The organism is Nocardia sp. NPDC047038 (assembly GCF_040644075.1).
Taxonomy (GTDB): domain Bacteria; phylum Actinomycetota; class Actinomycetes; order Mycobacteriales; family Mycobacteriaceae; genus Nocardia; species Nocardia sichangensis.
The window spans coordinates 176155-194186 of sequence record NZ_JBEYVQ010000012.1 but is presented as its reverse complement, the minus strand read 5'-3'; the positions used below and the strand labels follow the sequence as shown (position 1 = coordinate 194186).

Annotated in this window: 15 protein-coding genes; 9 read left to right on the top strand and 6 right to left on the bottom strand. The window is 62.8% G+C overall.

The features are described 5' to 3' along the window. The first annotated feature begins 379 nt into the window (after positions 1-379). The 7 genes from ABZ824_RS30385 (at position 380) to ABZ824_RS30355 (ending at position 9574) form a co-directional block, all read left to right on the top strand. Entirely contained in the window at positions 380-1909 is a 1530-nt protein-coding gene (locus tag ABZ824_RS30385) for a class I adenylate-forming enzyme family protein (RefSeq protein ID WP_356967157.1), read from the top strand. Further along, positions 1906-2583, top strand: coding sequence for an HAD-IIIA family hydrolase (locus ABZ824_RS30380; protein WP_356967155.1), 678 nt, complete (start codon positions 1906-1908; stop codon positions 2581-2583). Before ABZ824_RS30385 ends, ABZ824_RS30380 begins: the two co-directional genes overlap by 4 nt. Position 2584: 1 nt before the next feature. Further along, positions 2585-5503 (top strand): FAD-dependent oxidoreductase, encoded by a 2919-nt coding sequence (locus ABZ824_RS30375; RefSeq protein WP_356967180.1) that lies wholly within the window; start codon positions 2585-2587, stop codon positions 5501-5503. Then, positions 5500-6186, top strand: coding sequence for a PIG-L deacetylase family protein (locus tag ABZ824_RS30370; protein ID WP_356967153.1), 687 nt, complete (start codon positions 5500-5502; stop codon positions 6184-6186). The genes ABZ824_RS30375 and ABZ824_RS30370 overlap by 4 nt, the downstream gene beginning before the upstream one ends. A 70-nt stretch (positions 6187-6256) precedes the next feature. After that, positions 6257-7537: a UDP binding domain-containing protein gene (locus ABZ824_RS30365; RefSeq protein WP_356967151.1), complete on the top strand. Its 1281-nt coding sequence runs from the start codon at positions 6257-6259 to the stop codon at positions 7535-7537. Beyond that, positions 7534-8715: a hypothetical protein gene (locus ABZ824_RS30360; RefSeq protein ID WP_356967149.1), complete on the top strand. Its 1182-nt coding sequence runs from the start codon at positions 7534-7536 to the stop codon at positions 8713-8715. Before ABZ824_RS30365 ends, ABZ824_RS30360 begins: the two co-directional genes overlap by 4 nt. A 115-nt stretch (positions 8716-8830) precedes the next feature. After that, complete coding sequence (locus tag ABZ824_RS30355; RefSeq protein WP_356967147.1) at positions 8831-9574, top strand: TIM barrel protein; 744 nt, start codon at positions 8831-8833, stop codon at positions 9572-9574. A gap of 39 nt (positions 9575-9613) precedes the next feature. Here the strand turns inward: ABZ824_RS30355 and aspS are convergent, their stop codons facing one another. Beyond that, entirely contained in the window at positions 9614-11377 is a 1764-nt protein-coding gene (gene aspS / locus ABZ824_RS30350) for an aspartate--tRNA ligase (RefSeq protein ID WP_356967146.1), read from the bottom strand. Between the two features lie 204 nt (positions 11378-11581). On the opposite strand from aspS, the gene ABZ824_RS30345 reads away from it, so the two are divergent. Together ABZ824_RS30345 and ABZ824_RS30340 are read left to right on the top strand one after the other, a co-directional pair. Continuing rightward, on the top strand, positions 11582-12763 hold the full coding sequence (locus tag ABZ824_RS30345; RefSeq protein ID WP_356967144.1) for a pyridoxal phosphate-dependent aminotransferase: 1182 nt from the start codon (positions 11582-11584) through the stop codon (positions 12761-12763). Positions 12764-12943: 180 nt separating this feature from the next. Continuing rightward, positions 12944-13864 (top strand): amino acid--tRNA ligase-related protein, encoded by a 921-nt coding sequence (locus ABZ824_RS30340; protein ID WP_356967142.1) that lies wholly within the window; start codon positions 12944-12946, stop codon positions 13862-13864. A gap of 142 nt (positions 13865-14006) precedes the next feature. Here ABZ824_RS30340 and ABZ824_RS30335 read toward each other — a convergent pair whose 3' ends face one another. From ABZ824_RS30335 to ABZ824_RS30315, 5 genes are all read right to left on the bottom strand, one after another. Further along, on the bottom strand, positions 14007-14396 hold the full coding sequence (locus tag ABZ824_RS30335; protein ID WP_356967140.1) for a hypothetical protein: 390 nt from the start codon (positions 14394-14396) through the stop codon (positions 14007-14009). Beyond that, entirely contained in the window at positions 14393-15394 is a 1002-nt protein-coding gene (locus ABZ824_RS30330) for a hypothetical protein (protein ID WP_356967138.1), read from the bottom strand. The genes ABZ824_RS30335 and ABZ824_RS30330 overlap by 4 nt, the downstream gene beginning before the upstream one ends. Positions 15395-15706: 312 nt before the next feature. After that, entirely contained in the window at positions 15707-16141 is a 435-nt protein-coding gene (locus ABZ824_RS30325; RefSeq protein WP_356967136.1) for a YbaB/EbfC family nucleoid-associated protein, read from the bottom strand. Then, complete coding sequence (locus ABZ824_RS30320; protein WP_356967134.1) at positions 16138-16551, bottom strand: ankyrin repeat domain-containing protein; 414 nt, start codon at positions 16549-16551, stop codon at positions 16138-16140. The genes ABZ824_RS30325 and ABZ824_RS30320 overlap by 4 nt, the downstream gene beginning before the upstream one ends. After that, positions 16552-17757 (bottom strand): GH-E family nuclease, encoded by a 1206-nt coding sequence (locus ABZ824_RS30315; RefSeq protein WP_356967132.1) that lies wholly within the window; start codon positions 17755-17757, stop codon positions 16552-16554. Positions 17758-18032 lie beyond the last annotated feature (275 nt).

Genomic DNA, 18032 nt, shown 5'->3' with positions numbered 1-18032 from the left:
TCGGCGGTGAGCCGTTCGCGTCCAGTGGTGGGGTTCTTGCCGAACCGGCCCAGGAAGGTCTTAGTGCATGGGCGTGTTCGGCCCCGGAATCACAGTGGACTTGGTGGGGGTGGCCTGTGGACAGTGCTCGGAGACACCACGAACATCGGCTTCATCGCTATCGGAGCGGTGTCGAGCTGGAGGCAAAGCTCGGGTGGGTCGGTGAACCAGCAGTAGTTCGCCGGGGGCCGAGTTGCAGTACCGTGGGGCGCTTGGATGTTTCAGCAACTTGCTCGTTGACCGCCCAATATCGTTGTAGTGCAGTAACATTAGCGGCTGAAGCCTATGCCACACAGGGGTGTAGAGCACAGGCTTCGACGTGCGCGAAGGGAGGGCTCACATGATCCACCGGCGTTCATATCGGCTCGACGAGCTGGTGCTCGGCGGTCTCGCCGCCCGCGGCAAAGACCTCGCTCTCATGGGTTCGGGGATATCCCTGTCCGGCAAGGAAACTGCAGACGAGGTGACGCGGCTGACCGCGACGTTGCGAGCAGCAGGGCTCACCCCAGGGGAAGCGGTGCTCGTTGCGGTGGACAATCATCCGTCCGATCTGGTGTGCCAGCTCGCGGTGTGGCAGGCCGATTGCGTGGCTGTACCCGTATATCGCCGACACCCGGTCGCGGTCGTTTCCGACATCATGCAGCGGTGCGCCGCGCGGTATCTTGTCGGCGCTGTTCCACTGGAGTGGACTGAGCTCGTCACCGCATCTCGTGATGTTGTCCACACCCTCCCGAGCTCCGATGATGGCGCAGCCAAGCGCCCCCAGGAACTAGACCGCGATCAGGCGCTAGTCGTTTTCACCTCGGGCTCGACCGGCAAACCTAAAGGCGTCGTTGTCTCACATCGAGCCTTCGCAACGAAACTCTGTGCGATCGACTCCGTGCTGTGCTTCGCCGAGGCGGCGACGATGCTGCAGGTTCTGCACCTCCACTTCAGCTTCGGCCAATGGACGAGCCTGCTGACCCTGGGTTCGGGTGGACAGTTGGAGCTCATTCGTCGGTACGAGACCGATTTGGTACTCCGTCGTCTCGCCGATGCCCACTATGACCGTATAGCAGTGGTGCCGACCATGATGCGCATGATTGCAAGCAGGCTCACCGACCGTGGAGGCGAGCGGCTAATCGCCTCAATGCGTGCGTCAGGTTCGCCGGGGCTGTGGATCGCTGGCGGTGAACCACTTGCCGCAGGTCTCGGACGGCAGTTCCGATCGCTGCTTCCTCGCAGCAGACTGGCAGATGTTTTCGGGCTAAGCGAGAGCGCCACTTCGGATTTCATCGTTCCTCCCGACGAGTACGACGCGCTGGCTGGAACGATCGGTCATCCGTCACCCGGTGTTGAAGCACGGGTCGTTCCGATGGATGGGCAGACCGCCGAGGCACCTTTCGACGTTGTGGGCGAGCTGTGGCTGCGCACCCCGCATCTGATGACGGGTTACCTCGGCGATCGAGCAGCGACGACGGAGACTATGTCCGGAAAGTGGCTCAAGACAGGCGATCTCGCGCTCAAGCGCCGAGACGGTATGTTTGAGCTCGCAGGTCGGGCGAAGAACCTCATCGTGCGCGGCGGAATGAAGATCTCGCCGCTTGAGGTCGAGAATGTTTTCTCGGGCCACCCAGACTGCTCAGGAGTGATCGCGACCGGCGTCGCCGACACGGTACTTGGTGAGCGAATCCATCTGGTGGTCACGCCGCACCCAGGCCGGATCGTTGACCCCAGCCAAATAAGGGACTGGGGGCGGGCGAGGATAGAGGCGTACAAACTTCCCGATGTGGTGCATGTGATCGACGTGCTTCCGACCGGGGTTACTGGCAAGACCGACCGTCTCGCGGTATCAGAACTCGTCCGAGAACGCCTGAGCGTGAACCGGTGAGCCGACCGGCAGCGCTGCTGCTCGACGTCGGCGGCGTGCTGCTGCTTCCTCAAGCCAATGTGATCGCCGCCCGGTTGGCACAGTGGGGTGCTCAACCCTCCGGCCACGACGATGCCGCCGTGCACTACCGGGCTGTCGCAGCGTTCGATGAATCGGGATCCATGGACGACTACCGGCGGCACTATGCGCGGTTGGTCGGAGTCCGGGAAAACTTGTGCACGGTCGCGGCGGAATCCGGTGCCTTCAGCGGGCCATGGCGTTCGATTGTCCCTCGGGCCGCCGAAGCGCTACGGCGACTCGCTGATGCCGACCTTCGTATGGTTGTGGTGTCTGACTCCGACGGCACAGTCGAACAACAGCTCCGAGAGGCCCGATTGGCCCAAATCGGCCAAGGTCCCGGCGTTTCGCTTATCGGCATCTGCGACTCCAGTCATGTGGGTGTGCGGAAGCCGCATGCCCGGATGTTCGAATCAGCGCTGATGCTCGCGGCTGCCAGTCCTGATGAGGTGGTCATGGTGGGCGACAGCCTCCATTGCGATGTCGATGGTGCACTGGCGTGTGGCATCCAACCGATTCATGTTGCACCATTGGGCAACTGCGTACGTAGTGACCACCAGCATGTCGCAGGAATCAACGAAGTCGTCGACATGCTGGTGGGAGCCCGCGGTGAGTAGGATGCGCCCGGAGAGCTCTAGTCGCTTCGACGCGGTAGTCGTCGGAGCGGGAGTTTCCGGCCTGACGACCGCGCTCTTCCTCGCCCGCACTGGTGTGGAGGTACTGGTCGTCGAGAAGGACTCCGTCCCGCCCCCGGCAGACCCCGCCGATGCCTTGATCCACTGGAACCGCCCGGGCGTCCCACACTTTCGCAACGGCCACGCCTTTCACGGTCTTGGCTACCGAACGCTCAGGAAACGCGCTCCAGACATCCTGACCGTTCTCCTGGACGTCGGCGCAAGTGTACGACGGTTCGACTCAGCGATTCCGGCGGCAGATCGGCAATCCGAAGACGCCGATCTCGTCGCGCTCAGATGTAGCCGCCCGCTGTTCGAATGGGCGCTTCGGAAGGCTGTCGCGCGCGAACCGGCCATCGACCTCCGCACGGGATGCTCGGTGGCCGACCTTCTCTCGGATTCAGGCGGCCGTCGCATCAATGGAGTCGTGCTCGGTGACGGTTACCGAATCAATGCTCCATGGGTTGTAGACGCAACCGGACACCGCGCGGCCTTGCGGCAGTTCCTGCCGGAGCTCGGAGCCCGAACACCTGTCGTCCGCTCCGAGCGCTCCGGCACGTCGTACTATGCGCGGCATTTCCGCCGCATCTCGCACGGAGGCCCCGAACCGGAGGAGTACCGATTCGGACCGTCTGGTGACCTCGGTTTCCTCCGCTATTCGGTCCTGGAGGAGGACTCCGCCGGCTTCGTAGTCACCCTCAACACTCGCAGCAGTGAACGTGAACTGCGAATACTGCAGGATGCGCAACGATGGAGCCGAGTAGCCGCAGCACTACCGGGGTTGGCCGACTGGATCGGACCCGACGTAGCGCGCCCGATCTCCGGCGTCTGCTCCTACGCGGGGCGCGGCAATGTCTTCACCACCCACAACGCGGATAGCACGGTAACCGGTTTGGTGGCCATCGGCGACGCGCTTTGCCAAACCAATCCTACGCAGGGCTGGGGCGTTTCGATCGCTCTGCACCAGGCCAGTGTCGTCGCCGACACGATAGTGCGCTCGGGAACCGAACCGAGCCGGCCTGCGACCCTGGCGCTCACCGCAGAGCTCGCGACCTTCGTCGAACCTTTCTACACAGCCGCAGCGATGGAAGATCGCGCTCGCAAGCGAGAGGCATCCGGCGAAGACGTAGACGTCACCGATGTCCACAGCGAACTCTTCTGCCGAAAAGTCATTTATCAACTCGGCAGTGAGGACGTCGGGCTCTACCGTGCGGCACAGCGGCGCATCCACCTGCTGGACAATCCGTTGGCGCTGATGTCCGACCACGAAATGCTCAGCCGGGCTTCAGAATTGCACAACTCCCGAAACAGCCGTCACGGATCCCATCCCCCGCCCAGCCCCACAAAGGACGATTTGCTGCGGGCGGCACACAGCCGACCTCAACTGACCATCAATAGCACCGACAACAATTCGCATCGAACAGAGAGCGTGCTACCTGTGCCGGATTATGTTGACCTCGTCCAGCTCATCGGAAGAACGCCGGTCGGCCATGATCGCGACCGATTGCTGGCCGAGCTGTCTTCCGCAACTAGTCATGCTATCGAGACCACCGGCCGTGGGATCGACCTCAGCGAGGAGAACCTAGCGGGGCTCGACCTCACGGATGTCGATCTGCGCCGTGCAACCCTGAATCGCGCACTCCTGCACGGCACTAAGCTCGTACGAGCAAACATGCGGGAAACGGCGATGGTGTGCCCCGGTATGGAGCGCACCGACCTCACAGGAGCGGATCTGACCGGGGCCTACGTTCACGCTCTGGCGGCGCAGACCTGCGTGTTCGATGCCGCAAACCTGTCGGACCTGCGTGACGCCACCGGCACGCTCTTTCATGGATGCAGTATGCGGCGATGCGTCCTGACGGGAAGCCAGCTCGCTGGTTCGGCCTTCTACCAATGCGATCTATCAGAGGCATCGCTCGATCGGACGAATCTGCAGGGTGCCCAAATCAACGAATGTCTATTGCACCAGGCAACGCTGACCGGTGCGCTGCTGGACCAGGCCACGATGGTGAAGGTCGGCCTGGCTGCCACCTCCCTGGCGCGGGCCACCGGACACGGGTTGACAATTGCCCGCCCCACGGACACAGATGGGTTGGCGCTTGCGGGCGGGCGGTTTCCACGCCTCCGGCTGGATACCGTCCGTGGTGCGCACTGGTCCTGCGCGGATCTCGCCGCTCCGGATGCCGACCTGGTTGATGTTGCTGTGACCGACGCGGACTTCACCGGCGCAGATCTGAGCAGATCGATGTGGCGATCGGTATCGATGCCAGGGGTCGTGATGGCGGGGGCGTCGTTGACCGACGCGAAACTGACGGGCTGTACGCTGCGTGGCGGCAAACTGATTGGCCTCCGTGGTGAGAATCTCAACATCGTGGAGTCCGACCTGTTCGAGTGCGATCTCACCGGGGCTGCGGCTCGCTGCCTCACAGCGCGCGACGTGAACCTCGGCCGTGCCGATCTGTCACATGCGAACCTTTACCGGTCGATGATCACCGGCGATCCACCGAATGCGATGAGTCTGCGCGGTGCACGAATGCAGAACGCCGTACTGGTGCAGGCGTATGTAGCTGCGGATCTGTCTGATGCGGACCTGACAAATGTCAACGCCGCCTACAGCAGGTTCAGCCAGTCCTGCCTGGAACGCGCGATCCTCGACGGAGCCAACATGTTCCAGTCCGCTTGGGTCAAGGCTTCGTTCACCGATGCATCGCTCGCCGGCATCAGACCACCGGTATTCAGCGACCGATGCCGTGGCTTGCTGGCTGCGGTCGAGAAGACGGCCGGATCCTCACGAGACGAGATGGTTGGATTCCTGGAATCATTCAGCGAAACTCTGGCTACCGCGCGAAAGGGATCCACGTGAGCGATTCGATCCACATTCTGGTGGTTGCGGCACATCCCGACGATGCCGAGCTCGCCCTCGGGGGTGGTATAGCGGCATGGGTCAAGGCCGGTCTGCGGGTGACCGTGGCCTGCTGCTCGGTGTCGGAAGGGTCACCCGAGCTGGCGGCACGGCGGCGACAGGCAGCGCAGGACGCCGCCGCGATCCTGGGCTATCAATTGCTCTGGGTGGTTCCCGGAGACGAGCGGCAGGTCGAGAACATACCCGAATACCGCCTGGTTGGACTGTTCGACGAGCTGGTGCGCGAAGTCCGGCCCGATCTTGTGATCAGTCATTGGGATGGTGACTCGCACGGCGATCATCGCCGGGTGGCGTACGCGATCGCGGCTTCGGCGCGGACCTGGCCAGATGTCGCACTGCTCCAGTTCGGCCCCAACGAGCATCGCGCTCCTTCATACGGCCAATTCACCTCCACCGTGTTCGTTCCCATGTCGGAGTACATCGACCGGAAGACAACGGCTCTGGCGGCGTACTCCTACGAAGGCCAGGGTTACCGTCCGCTCGACACTGCGGGGGTTGCTCTGCGGAACCGCGCGTTGGGCACCCAATGCGGTGTTGAAGCGTGCGAGGGCTTGCGACTTGTGCGCGTGGTCGCCAGCACCCGCGGGGCGCGCGGCCTCGCACGCCTTCTCACTGATCTCTAGGAGTTTCATGAGCACGTCGGTACCCCGAACCAGGGAACCAGAGTCCGGGTCGGACTGCCACCACACCCGCTTGAGCGATGGTCGCGGTCGGCTGGTCGTCTGGGGTCTCGGCTACATCGGGCTTTCCACCGCGACTGCCTTCGCCGACGTCGGCGTCCAGGTCGTGGGCTTCGACCCCGCCGAACAACGTGTACGGTCTCTGACCGGCATCAACAGCCGGATCGCAGTTTCGTCCGACGTTACCGATGTGCTGGCCGCGGACTGTTGCGTGCACATGATCGCGGTACCGACCGAAAGAGAAGGCGAGCCGTTCGACGGTGCGCTGTCATCGGTGATCGCTGATATCGCCGCATCGCTCACTAAGGGGGACCTACTCGGAACCTGCCCGCTGGTGGTAATCGAATCCACCCTGACCCCTGGAACCACTGACGAGCTGCTGCTGCCGATCTTGGCCGAGCACGGCCTCAAGGTTGGCCGCGACTTGCTCGTCGGTCTCGCTCCCCGCCGGGACTGGTTTCTCGCCGAGGGCTACAGCCTGCGCGAGCTCGATCGCGTCTACGGCGGAGTCGACGCCAGATCCGCCGCGGCGACGCTGGCTGTCCTGGGGCTCGTCAACAACGTCCTGCATCAGGCTCGGACACACCATACATGTGAGCTGGTCAAGTGCGTCGAGAATGCTTTCCGGCACATGGACATCACACTGGCTAACGAGTTGACGTTGGCCTACCCAGACGTGGACATGGTCGAGGTGCTCCGGTTGGCCGGCACCAAGTGGAATATTGGTACATATCACCCCAGCTTCGGCACGGGTGGCTACTGTATTCCGCTGGCGAGCCGCTATCTCATTCGGGGAGCTGAACATCCGGAGTATCTCGGGCTACTGCGCAGGACCGTCGAGACGGATGATCAGATGCGACTTCTGGTCGCCGATGCCGTCCGAGCGCGACCGCCCGTCGTCATTCTTGGAGTCGCTTACAAGGGCGGTATAAAGGTCGACATCTTGAGCCCAGCGAAATCGATCGCGCGAAGCCTTCGCGACCGGAGTGTGCCGGTGGTAGTCCACGACCCGCTGTATGACAACGCCGAGATCGATGGATTGCTCGGGCCAGGCTTGACGACGGACGATCTGCCCGGTGCCCTTCGATCCGCCCGATCTGTTCTCGTGATTCCAGATCATTCCGAATTCACGAGTCCCGAATACGTGAACAACATCAACTATCCACGCGAGGAAACCCTCATCGTGCTCGACAACCATGGGGTGCTTGCCGACGTGGCCTGGGCTGACCACGTCATCTACAAGCGGGCGGGGAACAAACGATGGCTCGACACTGAGGAGGATGTCGACATATGACTGGAGCACAACATAGTCCCGCCGATGATGGAACCCGCGGTGCAAAACTATTGGCTGCGGCTGGCGCAGAAGTGGGCGCTGGCGTTCGGGCCTGGCTGGGCGCCGACGTCCACGTCGGCAACGACGTTCGTATCGAGGACGATGTGACCCTTGTGGCGGACCAACTCCACCTCGGCGACGGCGCGCGAATAGGTACGGCCACCGACATCCGCTCGGCCCGTGTCGAGATCGGCGACCGGTGCGAGTTGCTGCCCAGCGTGTCCGTACTGGTAGCGGATTCCTTTGTGCTCGGTGCTGCGAGCAGGATCGAGGGTCGGGTCTCGATCGTGTGTCGCAGCTTTCGAGCTGGCAAGCTCTTCTACTTCGGCCACAATTCGTCGGTCGGATATGGCGGCACCACTGCCTCCTCAGCCCATGTCCGCATTGGAGACCGCGTTGCGCTCGGTCCCCACAACATCCTCAACGCCAACCTGCCGATCGAGCTCGGCGATCAGGTCGGTTCCGGGTGCTATCTATCGGTGTGGACGCACGGTTTCCATTTCGGCCACCGGCTGTCCGACGGCTTCCAGGCGACCTTCGAAGGCGTCCGAATCGAGCCGAATGTCTGGCTGGGCTTTCACGTTTCGGTGCTTCCGGGTGTCACGATCGGCGCGAACACAATTCTCGCCGCAGGGGCTGTGGCCGCACGTGATCTGCCTGCAGACGTACTCGCCGGGGGCGTGCCGGCCAGACCTTTGAGGCCGATAGTCGCCCGACGTCTCGACGATCGTGAACTTCGGGAGCTCGTCATGGACCTGCTCGATTCGTGGTGCGCCGAGCTCACATGGAAAGGGGTCGAGTACGACAGAACCGGACCGGGCGAGATTTCTGTCGGAACTACCCGGGTACTGGTCCGCGACAGTGAGTATGAACCGTCGGATGCTTTGGGGGCGAAGGACTTTGATGAGCTCGTCCTCCTGAGCCTCGACGATCGGCTCGAGGCCTCGCGAACCGACGAGGCGACGGTGGTGTTCCAGCTGCGCACCGGCCACCTTCTCGGCTCACTGTCACTCATCGCCCACGACCTCCGAGACTTCCTGCGACGGCACGCCCTGCCGTGCGGAGACGAGGAGACTTTTCGAGGCCTGCCGAGCGCACCGTTCGCCCGTCTGATCAATCCAGGTACCGCCATCGGGTAGCGTTCTTTACCGCTCGCTACCAATCAGCGACGACGTCCAGCAGCAGGACCCCTAAGTCAGAGGAGTAATGAATCCAGTAGGACTGTCGACAGGGTGCTACTACGGTCTCGATATCGTGACCGAGGACGCCGTCAACCTGGCGGCCCACCTAGGAGCCGACACCGTCGAGATCTACATTCAGGGGGAACCCGAGCTCCACCCCGAAATGGTCACTGTTCTCGCCGACCGTTGCCGAACCACCGGACTCGACGTGATATCGGTCCATCCCTACGTATTCGGCTGGGAACATCTGCTGTTCAGTAACTACTCACGGCAGCGCGCCTGGGCGCAGCGGAGATTCGTGCAGTACCTCGAGATTTGTGCGGCAACCGGCGCCGATGCCTACGTCAGCCACGGACCGCCCCGCCACCATGCTGTGGATACCGACGGTATTCCGTCCCGTCGATACATCGACATCATGCGTGACCTTGTCTCCGAGGCGACAGCGCGCAGCGTCCGATACTGCCTGGAGAACGTCAGTTACGGCCTGGTCCGTGCACCCGATGACTTCCACTCCCACCGGGACCTGATACCGGATCTGGGATTTGTCGTCGACTTCAAGTCGGCCTGGAAGGCCGGATTTCGGCCGGTCGACTTCCTGACATCGGACCTGATTCCGGATGTTCATCACACACAGATCAGTTTCCGTGACGACGGACGGTACGGCCTGGGCGCGAGCAGCCCGACTGCCGCCGCCGAGGATGCGGATATCTATATCGCATTGCAGGCCGCGGTGCCGCATGTGCTGGAGATAGAGGCAACTGCCGTGGATCAGGTGGCCGACTCTTTGGCGGCAGTTCGGAAGGGGCTGGCTTCGTGAAGAGTCAGCCCCTTCTTTGGCATCCGAACCGTAGGGGGTCTACCCGGTCCTCGGCTGGGTACGCACATCGATGTTGAGTTCTCGCAACCGCTGAGGCTCGACATCGGTAGGTGCACCCATGAGGAGGTCCTGAGCGTTCTGATTCAACGGGAACGCGATCGTCTCACGAATGTTCGGCTCATCTGCCAGCAGCATGACCATCCGGTCTACCCCGGGGGCGATTCCAGCATGCGGCGGGGCTCCGAAATGCAGCGCCCGCACCATGCCGCCGAACTGCTCGTCGACGTGTTCCTTCGAGTAACCCGCGATTCGGAACGCCTCGTACATGATCTCCGGATCGTGGTTTCGCACCGCACCAGACGACAACTCGATACCGTTGCACACGATGTCGTACTGCCAGGCGAGAACATCGAGAGGATCGCGAGTCCGCAACGTTTCCAGCCCACCCTGCGGCATCGAGAACGGATTGTGACTGAACTCGATCGAACCGTCGTCCGCCTTCTCGTACATGGGGAAGTCGACTACCCACGCGAATCGGAAGACATTCTCCTCGAAGACACCGGTGCGCTTGGCTGCCTCTACCCGGATCTCGCCCATGATCTTGGCGACATCCGCCTCGTTCCCGGCGCCGAAGAAGATCGCCGTACCGGGCTTTCCATCGACGAGATCGATCAGCTTCGTAGCAACATCGGTTGTGAGGAACTTGGCAATCGGTCCGCTCAGTGTGCCGTCGTCGCCGATCTTGACCCAGGCGAGCCCAGCCGCTCCCAACTCGACTGCGTATTCACCCAACTGGTCGTAGAACGAACGAGGCTTGTCGGCAACGTCGTATACCGGCAGTGCTCGGACATGTTTGTTCGCGAAAGCCCTGAAGTCGCTATCCTGAAACAAGTGGGAAACATCGACGAGTTCATACGGAGAGCGCAGATCAGGTTTATCCGAGCCGTAACGGGCCACCGAATCCCGGTATGGAATTCGAGGAAAAGGCGCGATGATGTTCCGACCTGGCGCGAATTCCGTGAACATGTCAAGCAGTACGTTCTCGACGATGCCGAAAACATCTTCCTGCTCGACGAAACTCATCTCGATATCGAGTTGGTAGAACTCACCCGGAGAGCGATCGGCGCGGGCGTCTTCGTCGCGGAAGCATGGCGCGATCTGGAAGTATCGATCGAAACCGCTGATCATCAACAGCTGTTTGAACTGCTGCGGAGCTTGCGGGAGAGCATAGAACTTGCCCGGGTGTAGCCGTGAAGGCACGAGGAAGTCGCGGGCTCCCTCGGGGCTCGTGGCGGAGAGGATGGGAGTCTGGATATCGATGAAACCCAGGTCGGTCATCTTCCGCCGAAGATAGGCGATGACCGCCGAACGGAGCAGGATATTGCGGTGCATCCGTTCGCGGCGGAGGTCCAGGAAACGATACCGCAGCCGTGTCTCTTCGCCCACGCGATCTTCAGGAAATACCTGGAAGGGAAGTGGATCGCACTTGCCAAGAACTTCCAAAGCTGTTATCTCGACTTCGATCTCGCCAGTCTGGATCTCCGGGTTGATGTTCTCCTCCGCGCGACGCAGCACCCGACCGTCGACGCGGATAACAGTCTCTTTCTGCAGATGACTCAGCTGCTCGAAGACCTCGGAGTTCGGCCGTACAACGAGCTGAACCACGCCGTAGTTATCGCGAAGGTCTACGAAAAGCACACCACCGAGGTCTCGCCGATTGTGTAGCCATCCCGACAGGCGTACGTCGTGGTCAACGTCAGCGAGGCCCAGCTCTGCACAGGTGTGGGTACGGTATGTGTGCATGTTCCTTCCACATTTTTCTGAGGTCGTGGCTCACATGGGCGTGCAACAGTCCCTAAGCCTACGGCACGCCTCCGGCGCCCTCGAAGAGGCGCAACCGTACGTAACGGCCCGCAGGCGCAGTGGTTCTCGCGCTCGCCGTAGGAGCTTGCACCATGATCCCCTGGGAGTTGAGTATCGCCTGAATACGGGCAGAGGATGACAGCCATGACTTCCAGCGCACGTCCTCGCCGCAATCGCCGACTAGCTGAATTCGGCACGACGATCTTCGCCGAGATGTCCGCGCTCGCCGAACGAACTGGAGCGATCAATCTTGGCCAGGGATTCCCCGACACCGATGGACCCGAGACCGTTCGAGAAGCGGCGGTACGTGCGCTGCGCGACGGGCGTGGAAACCAGTACCCGCCCGGCCTCGGTGTTCCGGAGCTCCGGACGGCGATCGCCGCTCATCAGCAGCGCTGGTACGCGCTATCGCTCGACCCCGATCGCGAGGTCTTGGTGACCGCCGGTGCGACCGAGGCTCTCGCGGCCTCGCTCCTGGGCCTTCTAGAGCCGGGAGACGAGGTGATCGCACTTGAGCCCTACTACGACTCCTACGCAGCCTGCATCGCCATGGCAGGAGGACGACGCGTGCCGGTGACGTTGCGCCCCAACGGTGGATCATTCCGCCTCGACCTCGATGAGCTGCAGACCGCGGTCACCAACCGCACACGGCTATTGCTTGTCAACACCCCGCACAATCCGACCGGAACTGTCCTCACTCGAGAGGAGCTCAAGGCGATAGCAGAACTTGCGGTGGCGCGGGACCTGCTGGTTGTGACTGACGAGGTCTACGAGCACCTGGTCTTCGACGGAGCCGAGCATGTGCCGCTCGCTGCGTTTCCAGGGATGCGCGAGCGGACAGTGACCATCGGCTCCGCTGCCAAGACGTTCTCGTTCACCGGCTGGAAGGTCGGCTGGGCCACAGCGACACCAGAACTCATCGATGCCGTGCGATCGGCCAAGCAGTTCCTGACATTCGTATGTTCCGGGCCATTCCAGTACGCCGTCGCGGAGGCTCTGGCGCTACCGGACTCCTACTTCGCCGACTTCCGAGCGGACATGTCGGCCAAGCGTGATGTGCTGACAACAGGACTGCGCAGAGCTGGCTTCCAGGTCTTCGATCCCGCCGGTACATACTTCGTAACCACAGACATACGTCCCCTCGGCGAAGTAGACGGCACCGCCTTCTGCCGGTCACTCCCCGAACGCTCCGGCGTAGTCGCCATCCCCAACGCGGTCTTCTACGACCAACCGAAGGCCGGAGAGCCATTCGTGCGGTTCGCTTTCTGCAAGCGCAAGGACGTCCTCGACGAGGCAGTTGCCCGCCTCCAGCGCCTGACTCGGTGAGCACAGGCAGATACTCGGTACCCCAGACCATTCGCCTGTACACTAACGATCGTGTCGAAATGCCGCTCCTGGCTTCAGTTTTCGTTGACGGAAGCTATGTCTGCACATCGACCGCAGTGATCCGCGCCGACTTCGCGGACCATGAATTGTGTGCAACACCTCTTGGTTGAGGAGCGCTTGGTGTCAACCCCTCTGCTTGCCGATCTTGCCCACCTCCGAAGCCACCGTGTCAGAGCCAATCTAGTGATTCGCGACCGCATCCGGCGCGCCGCTCGCTCTGCCCTGACGGAGGCTGGCTTCCTGGAGGTCGATACACCAGTCCTCGGAGCTCGGATCGACGAGTACGCCGCTGGACACCTTCGCGCCGAGACGGCCAGCGGACACCGGCTGTGGCTGGCGCAGTCGCCCCAGCTGTACAAGCAGGCCTTGATCGCCGCAGGTCTGGAGCGTTACTTTCAGTTCGCGCACTGCTTCCGCGACGAACACCGCGAGCCTGGGCGGACAGACTACTTGCGGGAGTTCGTTCAGCTCGATGTGGAGATGCGCACCGATAGTTCCATCGAGATCATGGCTGTCGTAGAGCATTTGCTGCGCGGCGTGCTGTCGACACTCGGCATTCCAATACCCTCCTCCCCGTTTCCGCGCGTTGACGCCATGACGGCGATGCGGGAGTACGGGACGGACCGGCCGGATCTCCGGAGCGAAGGTGAAGAGCTCTCCTGCCTGTGGGTGGTAGACTTTCCAGTCGCTCGCAGCAATCACGGCGCAGTGCAGCTGGAACGACATCCGATGGCACGCCCCCAATCAACGTCGGTCACGAAGGAGAATCTGACAACACTGCGCAGCCACTCCTTCGACCTTGTTGTCAATGGCTACGAGATCGCCAGCGGCGCGCTCCGAATACACGACCCGGCAGCGCAATCGGAGCTGCTCCATGCCGCCGGACTTGACCCTGCCGCGTTCGGAGACTTGCTAGCCATCCTGGAGAACTGTCCCCCGCATGGGGGCTTCGGTTTGGGCCTGGATCGCCTAACCATGCAGCTACTCGGAGTCGAATCAATCGCGGATGCTACTGCCTTCCCCAATGGCTTCGGAGCGTAGGTCTCTCCGCGTCAACGAGGCCGTGCACTCTTGCGTTCCGACAACCCCCCTCCGTCAGGGACACGAGGACCATCACGGGTAGTGCGTTGATCATGAATGTTCGCCGGTCAGGCGGCTACCGAAACGCCGTTAAGCCGGGTCTTTAGGTGTGCTTCGTGCGCAGCCCCACGAACTCTTTGACTTCCGGCACTGTCGCATGTGACCGTACATGCTGCTCGATAGTGTCGAGCTTCCACCGTTCGCGGGTGGAGGTCGGTCCATCGATCTCGCGGAAGTTGCTGGTGAGAACCGAGCAACCTTCCGCGATCTCTCCTGCCTTGATGGTTCTCGGCCAGACGAATGCGCCACTCCGCGCGTTCACGGGGCCAGGATGCGGAGGTGTCGATGGCCGCCTGCAAGTGTCTTGTGGCGGTTCGGTGATCGCCGATCTGCATGTATGCCAGGCCGGTGATGCCGTGCAGTTCAGCCGGAGGGAAAAGACCCACGCCGACACCGACCGCACGACGGCCAGCTCCTGATCGTCGGTGATCACCAGTCCTGGCGACTCATCCATGGAGGCGACGGCAGGGTGTATGACCCGACGTTGTTCTCTTCCCGTTCTCGCTGGATCCGTTTGCGTTCACGGCGGAGTTCGGCAGCGAGGTCGTAGATGATGTCGACATCACCGTCCGTCCCGCCCATGACCTCGACCGCGGAGTCGCCCATCTCGACGAAGCAGTCCCAATGCACAATTTCCTCGGCGGCGTGGCGAAGACACCCCGAGGCGGTAACGATGGTGTCGTCATCGAAGATCCTCACGCGCACCCGCACGTCACCCGCGGCGCACGGCGAGTATCCCCAGCCCCGCCGGGACCGGTTTTCGCCCGCTCCGAGCATGCACCCTCGACTGTGCGTGGCCTCTGCCGTCATCGACAGCACCTCGGCCGCTTCCACCGCCGACTCGACCCGATCACGCAGCGGCCCGTCGGTGACCCGACGCAGACCACTCAATTTCAGTTCCACCCCGTAGTAGGCAGCGGCCACGGTCGCCGACTCTACCCAGGCGATATCGGCGTCCTCTCGCACACGCTCTAGGTCCTCGATCACCTTCTGCACCGTGTCGCGGAAGTTCTCGCGGTGTTCGGCCTCGCATGGCACTACCCTGTGCGGCTGCCCGTCCGGCCCGGTCACGGTCACCGGCCGTAACCTGGCTGACAGCAGTGCACGCACCTGCGGCAGCAGCACATCCACCGCAGCAACAACATCTTTCTCCACCGGGTCGGCCAACCCGTCCCGGCTGAGTTGCTCGGCATCCTCACGTCGGAAATAGCATCTGACACCGTCGATCTCGACCGTCACCGGTCTCAGGAACGAATCCTGCTCTGCCTGTTCGTCGGCGCGGGCTTGCTCGGCGCGTTCATCGCCGCGCCGCAAGGCTTCTGTGTACTTCACGCCTTCCTCAGCGGCGATGCGGTGAGCCCGGCGCCGACGGCGCGCGCTGCTGTTCTTGGGCATGCCCTCGTCCAGTTCCGGCAGCGGTGCCCACGCCACCCTGCCTGCGACGAAAGATCATGCGAACAGGGAAAACGAGCTACCGCGGGCCCCGGGGAGGACCTTGGCCATCACTGTCACCGAACCAGCGTGGGCGGGGTGACTCCGGCGAAAAAGGTGGAGCGCGTGCGCGTCCTGACACTCCGCCGTCAGCTTACCGTCCCTGGCCCGCAAAACTGTCCATCTTGAACCGGGTTCGTGTAGCCGTGTCCCGTCGCAGCTGGTCAGGTGTGACGCATCAGCGGCTGCTGGAGGCGACCTGCGACCAGATCGGAATGCAAACTGGCCGCGGGAGTTTGTATGCGGTCAGATTCAACGGTTCCAGCCTTGTCGGTTCATGCGTTCGAAGTAGGCGTCATCAGCGGCCTGGATCTCTTCTTCGGTGATCGGCCTCGGGGGCTTCGTCCTGGGTTCGGCTTGTCCGAAGATTTCGCGAATCGTTTTGATCCCGGCTTCGACGCGTTCGTCGTGGATGAGTGGACCCATCGCTTTCTCAGCTTTCGCAGCGGCGTCCTGTTCGGCAATGGCGGTCGCCTGCAGGATGAGGCTCGCCAGCCGGTCTCCCCACCGGTGTGCGTCCCGGGTGAGTTTCAGGTCGCGCAGGTGTCCTGCCGAATCGACGATCGCTGTGACGGTGCCGTTGCCCGCGGTACCCGTGCCGCGTATGCGGTCCAGCGCCGTTTTCACCACGCTGGCTTTAGCTTTCATTTCCTCGACTGCGGCGTCGAGGTCAGGGGCCTCACTCACAGCAGGTCCGCGAACTCGGCCTGCATGGCGGGGTCGTTGCGGACTTCCCGCAGCACGTCCAGGGGGCTTTGGGTTCCGAAGTACCCTTTGATCGTCGACTTCGTCGGGTCGGCGCCCCGCGCACGCAGGAGGCGCACCGTGCCGATTCGATCACCGCTGGAGGACATGATCGCCCAGTAGATCGGCGGCATCCCCTTCTCGGTCAACGCGTTGATGTCGGCGCCCGCGTCGAGTAGCTGTTGGACGATCTCGGTGAACCCGTACTGGGATGCGAAGTGCAACGGCGTCCAGTCTTCGTTGTCGCGAGCGTTGACGTCCTCGGTGTCGAGCAGACGCGCGACGGCATCGACCTGCCCTTCCATCGCGGCGTAATGCAGGGGGGTTCGGCCCCATTCGTCTGGTTCGGTCATCTACTTCTGCTCCCGTCTGTGGCTTCTGTTTCCGGTCATGTCTTCGATGTGGAACCGCTCGGGGTGGCTGTTGACGTAGTCGTCGAACTCTTTCTGGGTCATGCCGCGGCTTTGGGCATCGGCCAGCAGGCGCCGGTGCTCAAAGCCGCTATTGTGGCCGAACTCCCACTTCGGGTTGACCGGGTACAACGACCTGTTGGCCGCGTCGACGTAGTATTTGCCGTCCTCGGTCTTGGGTAGCTGCTGCACCCAAGGCTTGTCGTCATAGGACTTGTTGATCGGTACCTTGACGTTCGGCTCGGATTCGACGACATAGAAGTCCTCTTTCTCGCCGGGCCGTCCCCAGGTTCGTGTTCTGGCGATGATCGTGTCTCTGGTCTGCTGGGTAAGATGCGGGCGGCGGAGGTTGGCGAATGTCGTGAACGGTACGGGCGCGACGACACCGTCGACGCCGGCCAGAGCTGGGCGCGCCCGTATCAGCGGGATCAACGCCTCGCTGCCGCGGGCAACGGCCTGCGACACCGCGACCGGGACGCGGGACGCCTCCGCGAGACCGATCAGCGCACGAATGACCGCAGCTATGCGGGCGCCGTAGATGCCGATCGCGAGCGCCATTCCGCCCTGCGCGGCGGCCCGCCGACCCGCCACCGGTGAACGGCGCGGCGATCCACCCGAACGCCTGGTCCACAGCGACGATCGCGATGAGTTCGATGAGCGCACGCTTGATCGTGTTCTTGGTCTGTTCCACCGAATCCGCGTACGAGTCGCAGGGGGCCGCAGCTCACCCTCGAACGCGCCTTTGACCCAATCCCACCCGGTCGGCTCGGGGTCATGGCCGCCGTAGACGGCTGGGGGTTCGGGCGGCTGGTAGACCTTCAGCGTCCCTGGCGGGAAGACCAGGTCGTTCGGGTTCGGTTCGGGCGTGGACTGTGAGTTCGCATTGGCGTGGTTGGCGGCGGTGAACTGCAGCAGGTCGTGCATCTGCCCCACCGCGAGGGCGAGTTCGCCCAGCGCGTCAACGGTGTCCCACGCGGCCGGGTCGTAGTCGTTGCTCCACGCCCGGCCGGCGTTGTCCGAACCCGCGCCCCCACCCGACTCGCCCAGTATCTTCGTCAACGTGTCGACGCCGTACATCAACGCGTTGTGCACGCCTTCGTAGACCTCGGCGGCCTTGGTGAAGCCTTGCGGATCCACCTCCGCAAGCACGCGACGACACCCGGGAAGTGCTCGCCGGCCTGTGGGGCCGCTCCGCCACCGACGTGCCGCGGGCCGACACAGGGGAACTGGTTCCGTGGACCGAACCGCTAACTCCGGTCGAACTCGTCCAGGTGGTCCGGCACGTCTTGGGTGGCTGCCTGTTGATCACGGCGGCGGAAACCGGGATGCGCCGCAGCGAGCTGAGGGAAATCGAGTCCGGAGCCCGCAGAACTACGGAGACCGCAGGCGGTGGACGACGGCATCGACTGGCCGGCAGGCTGATC

Bases quoted from the DNA above. Each gene is read 5' to 3' on its own strand.
- aspS (WP_356967146.1), bottom strand. From the start codon at position 11,377: ATGCACACATACCGTACCCACACCTGTGCAGAGCTGGGCCTCGCTGAC.
- ABZ824_RS30345 (WP_356967144.1), top strand. From the start codon at position 11,582: ATGACTTCCAGCGCACGTCCTCGCCGCAATCGCCGACTAGCTGAATTC.
- ABZ824_RS30320 (WP_356967134.1), bottom strand. From the start codon at position 16,551: ATGACCGAACCAGACGAATGGGGCCGAACCCCCCTGCATTACGCCGCG.
- ABZ824_RS30360 (WP_356967149.1), top strand. From the start codon at position 7,534: ATGACTGGAGCACAACATAGTCCCGCCGATGATGGAACCCGCGGTGCA.
- ABZ824_RS30375 (WP_356967180.1), top strand. From the start codon at position 2,585: ATGCGCCCGGAGAGCTCTAGTCGCTTCGACGCGGTAGTCGTCGGAGCG.
- ABZ824_RS30385 (WP_356967157.1), top strand. From the start codon at position 380: ATGATCCACCGGCGTTCATATCGGCTCGACGAGCTGGTGCTCGGCGGT.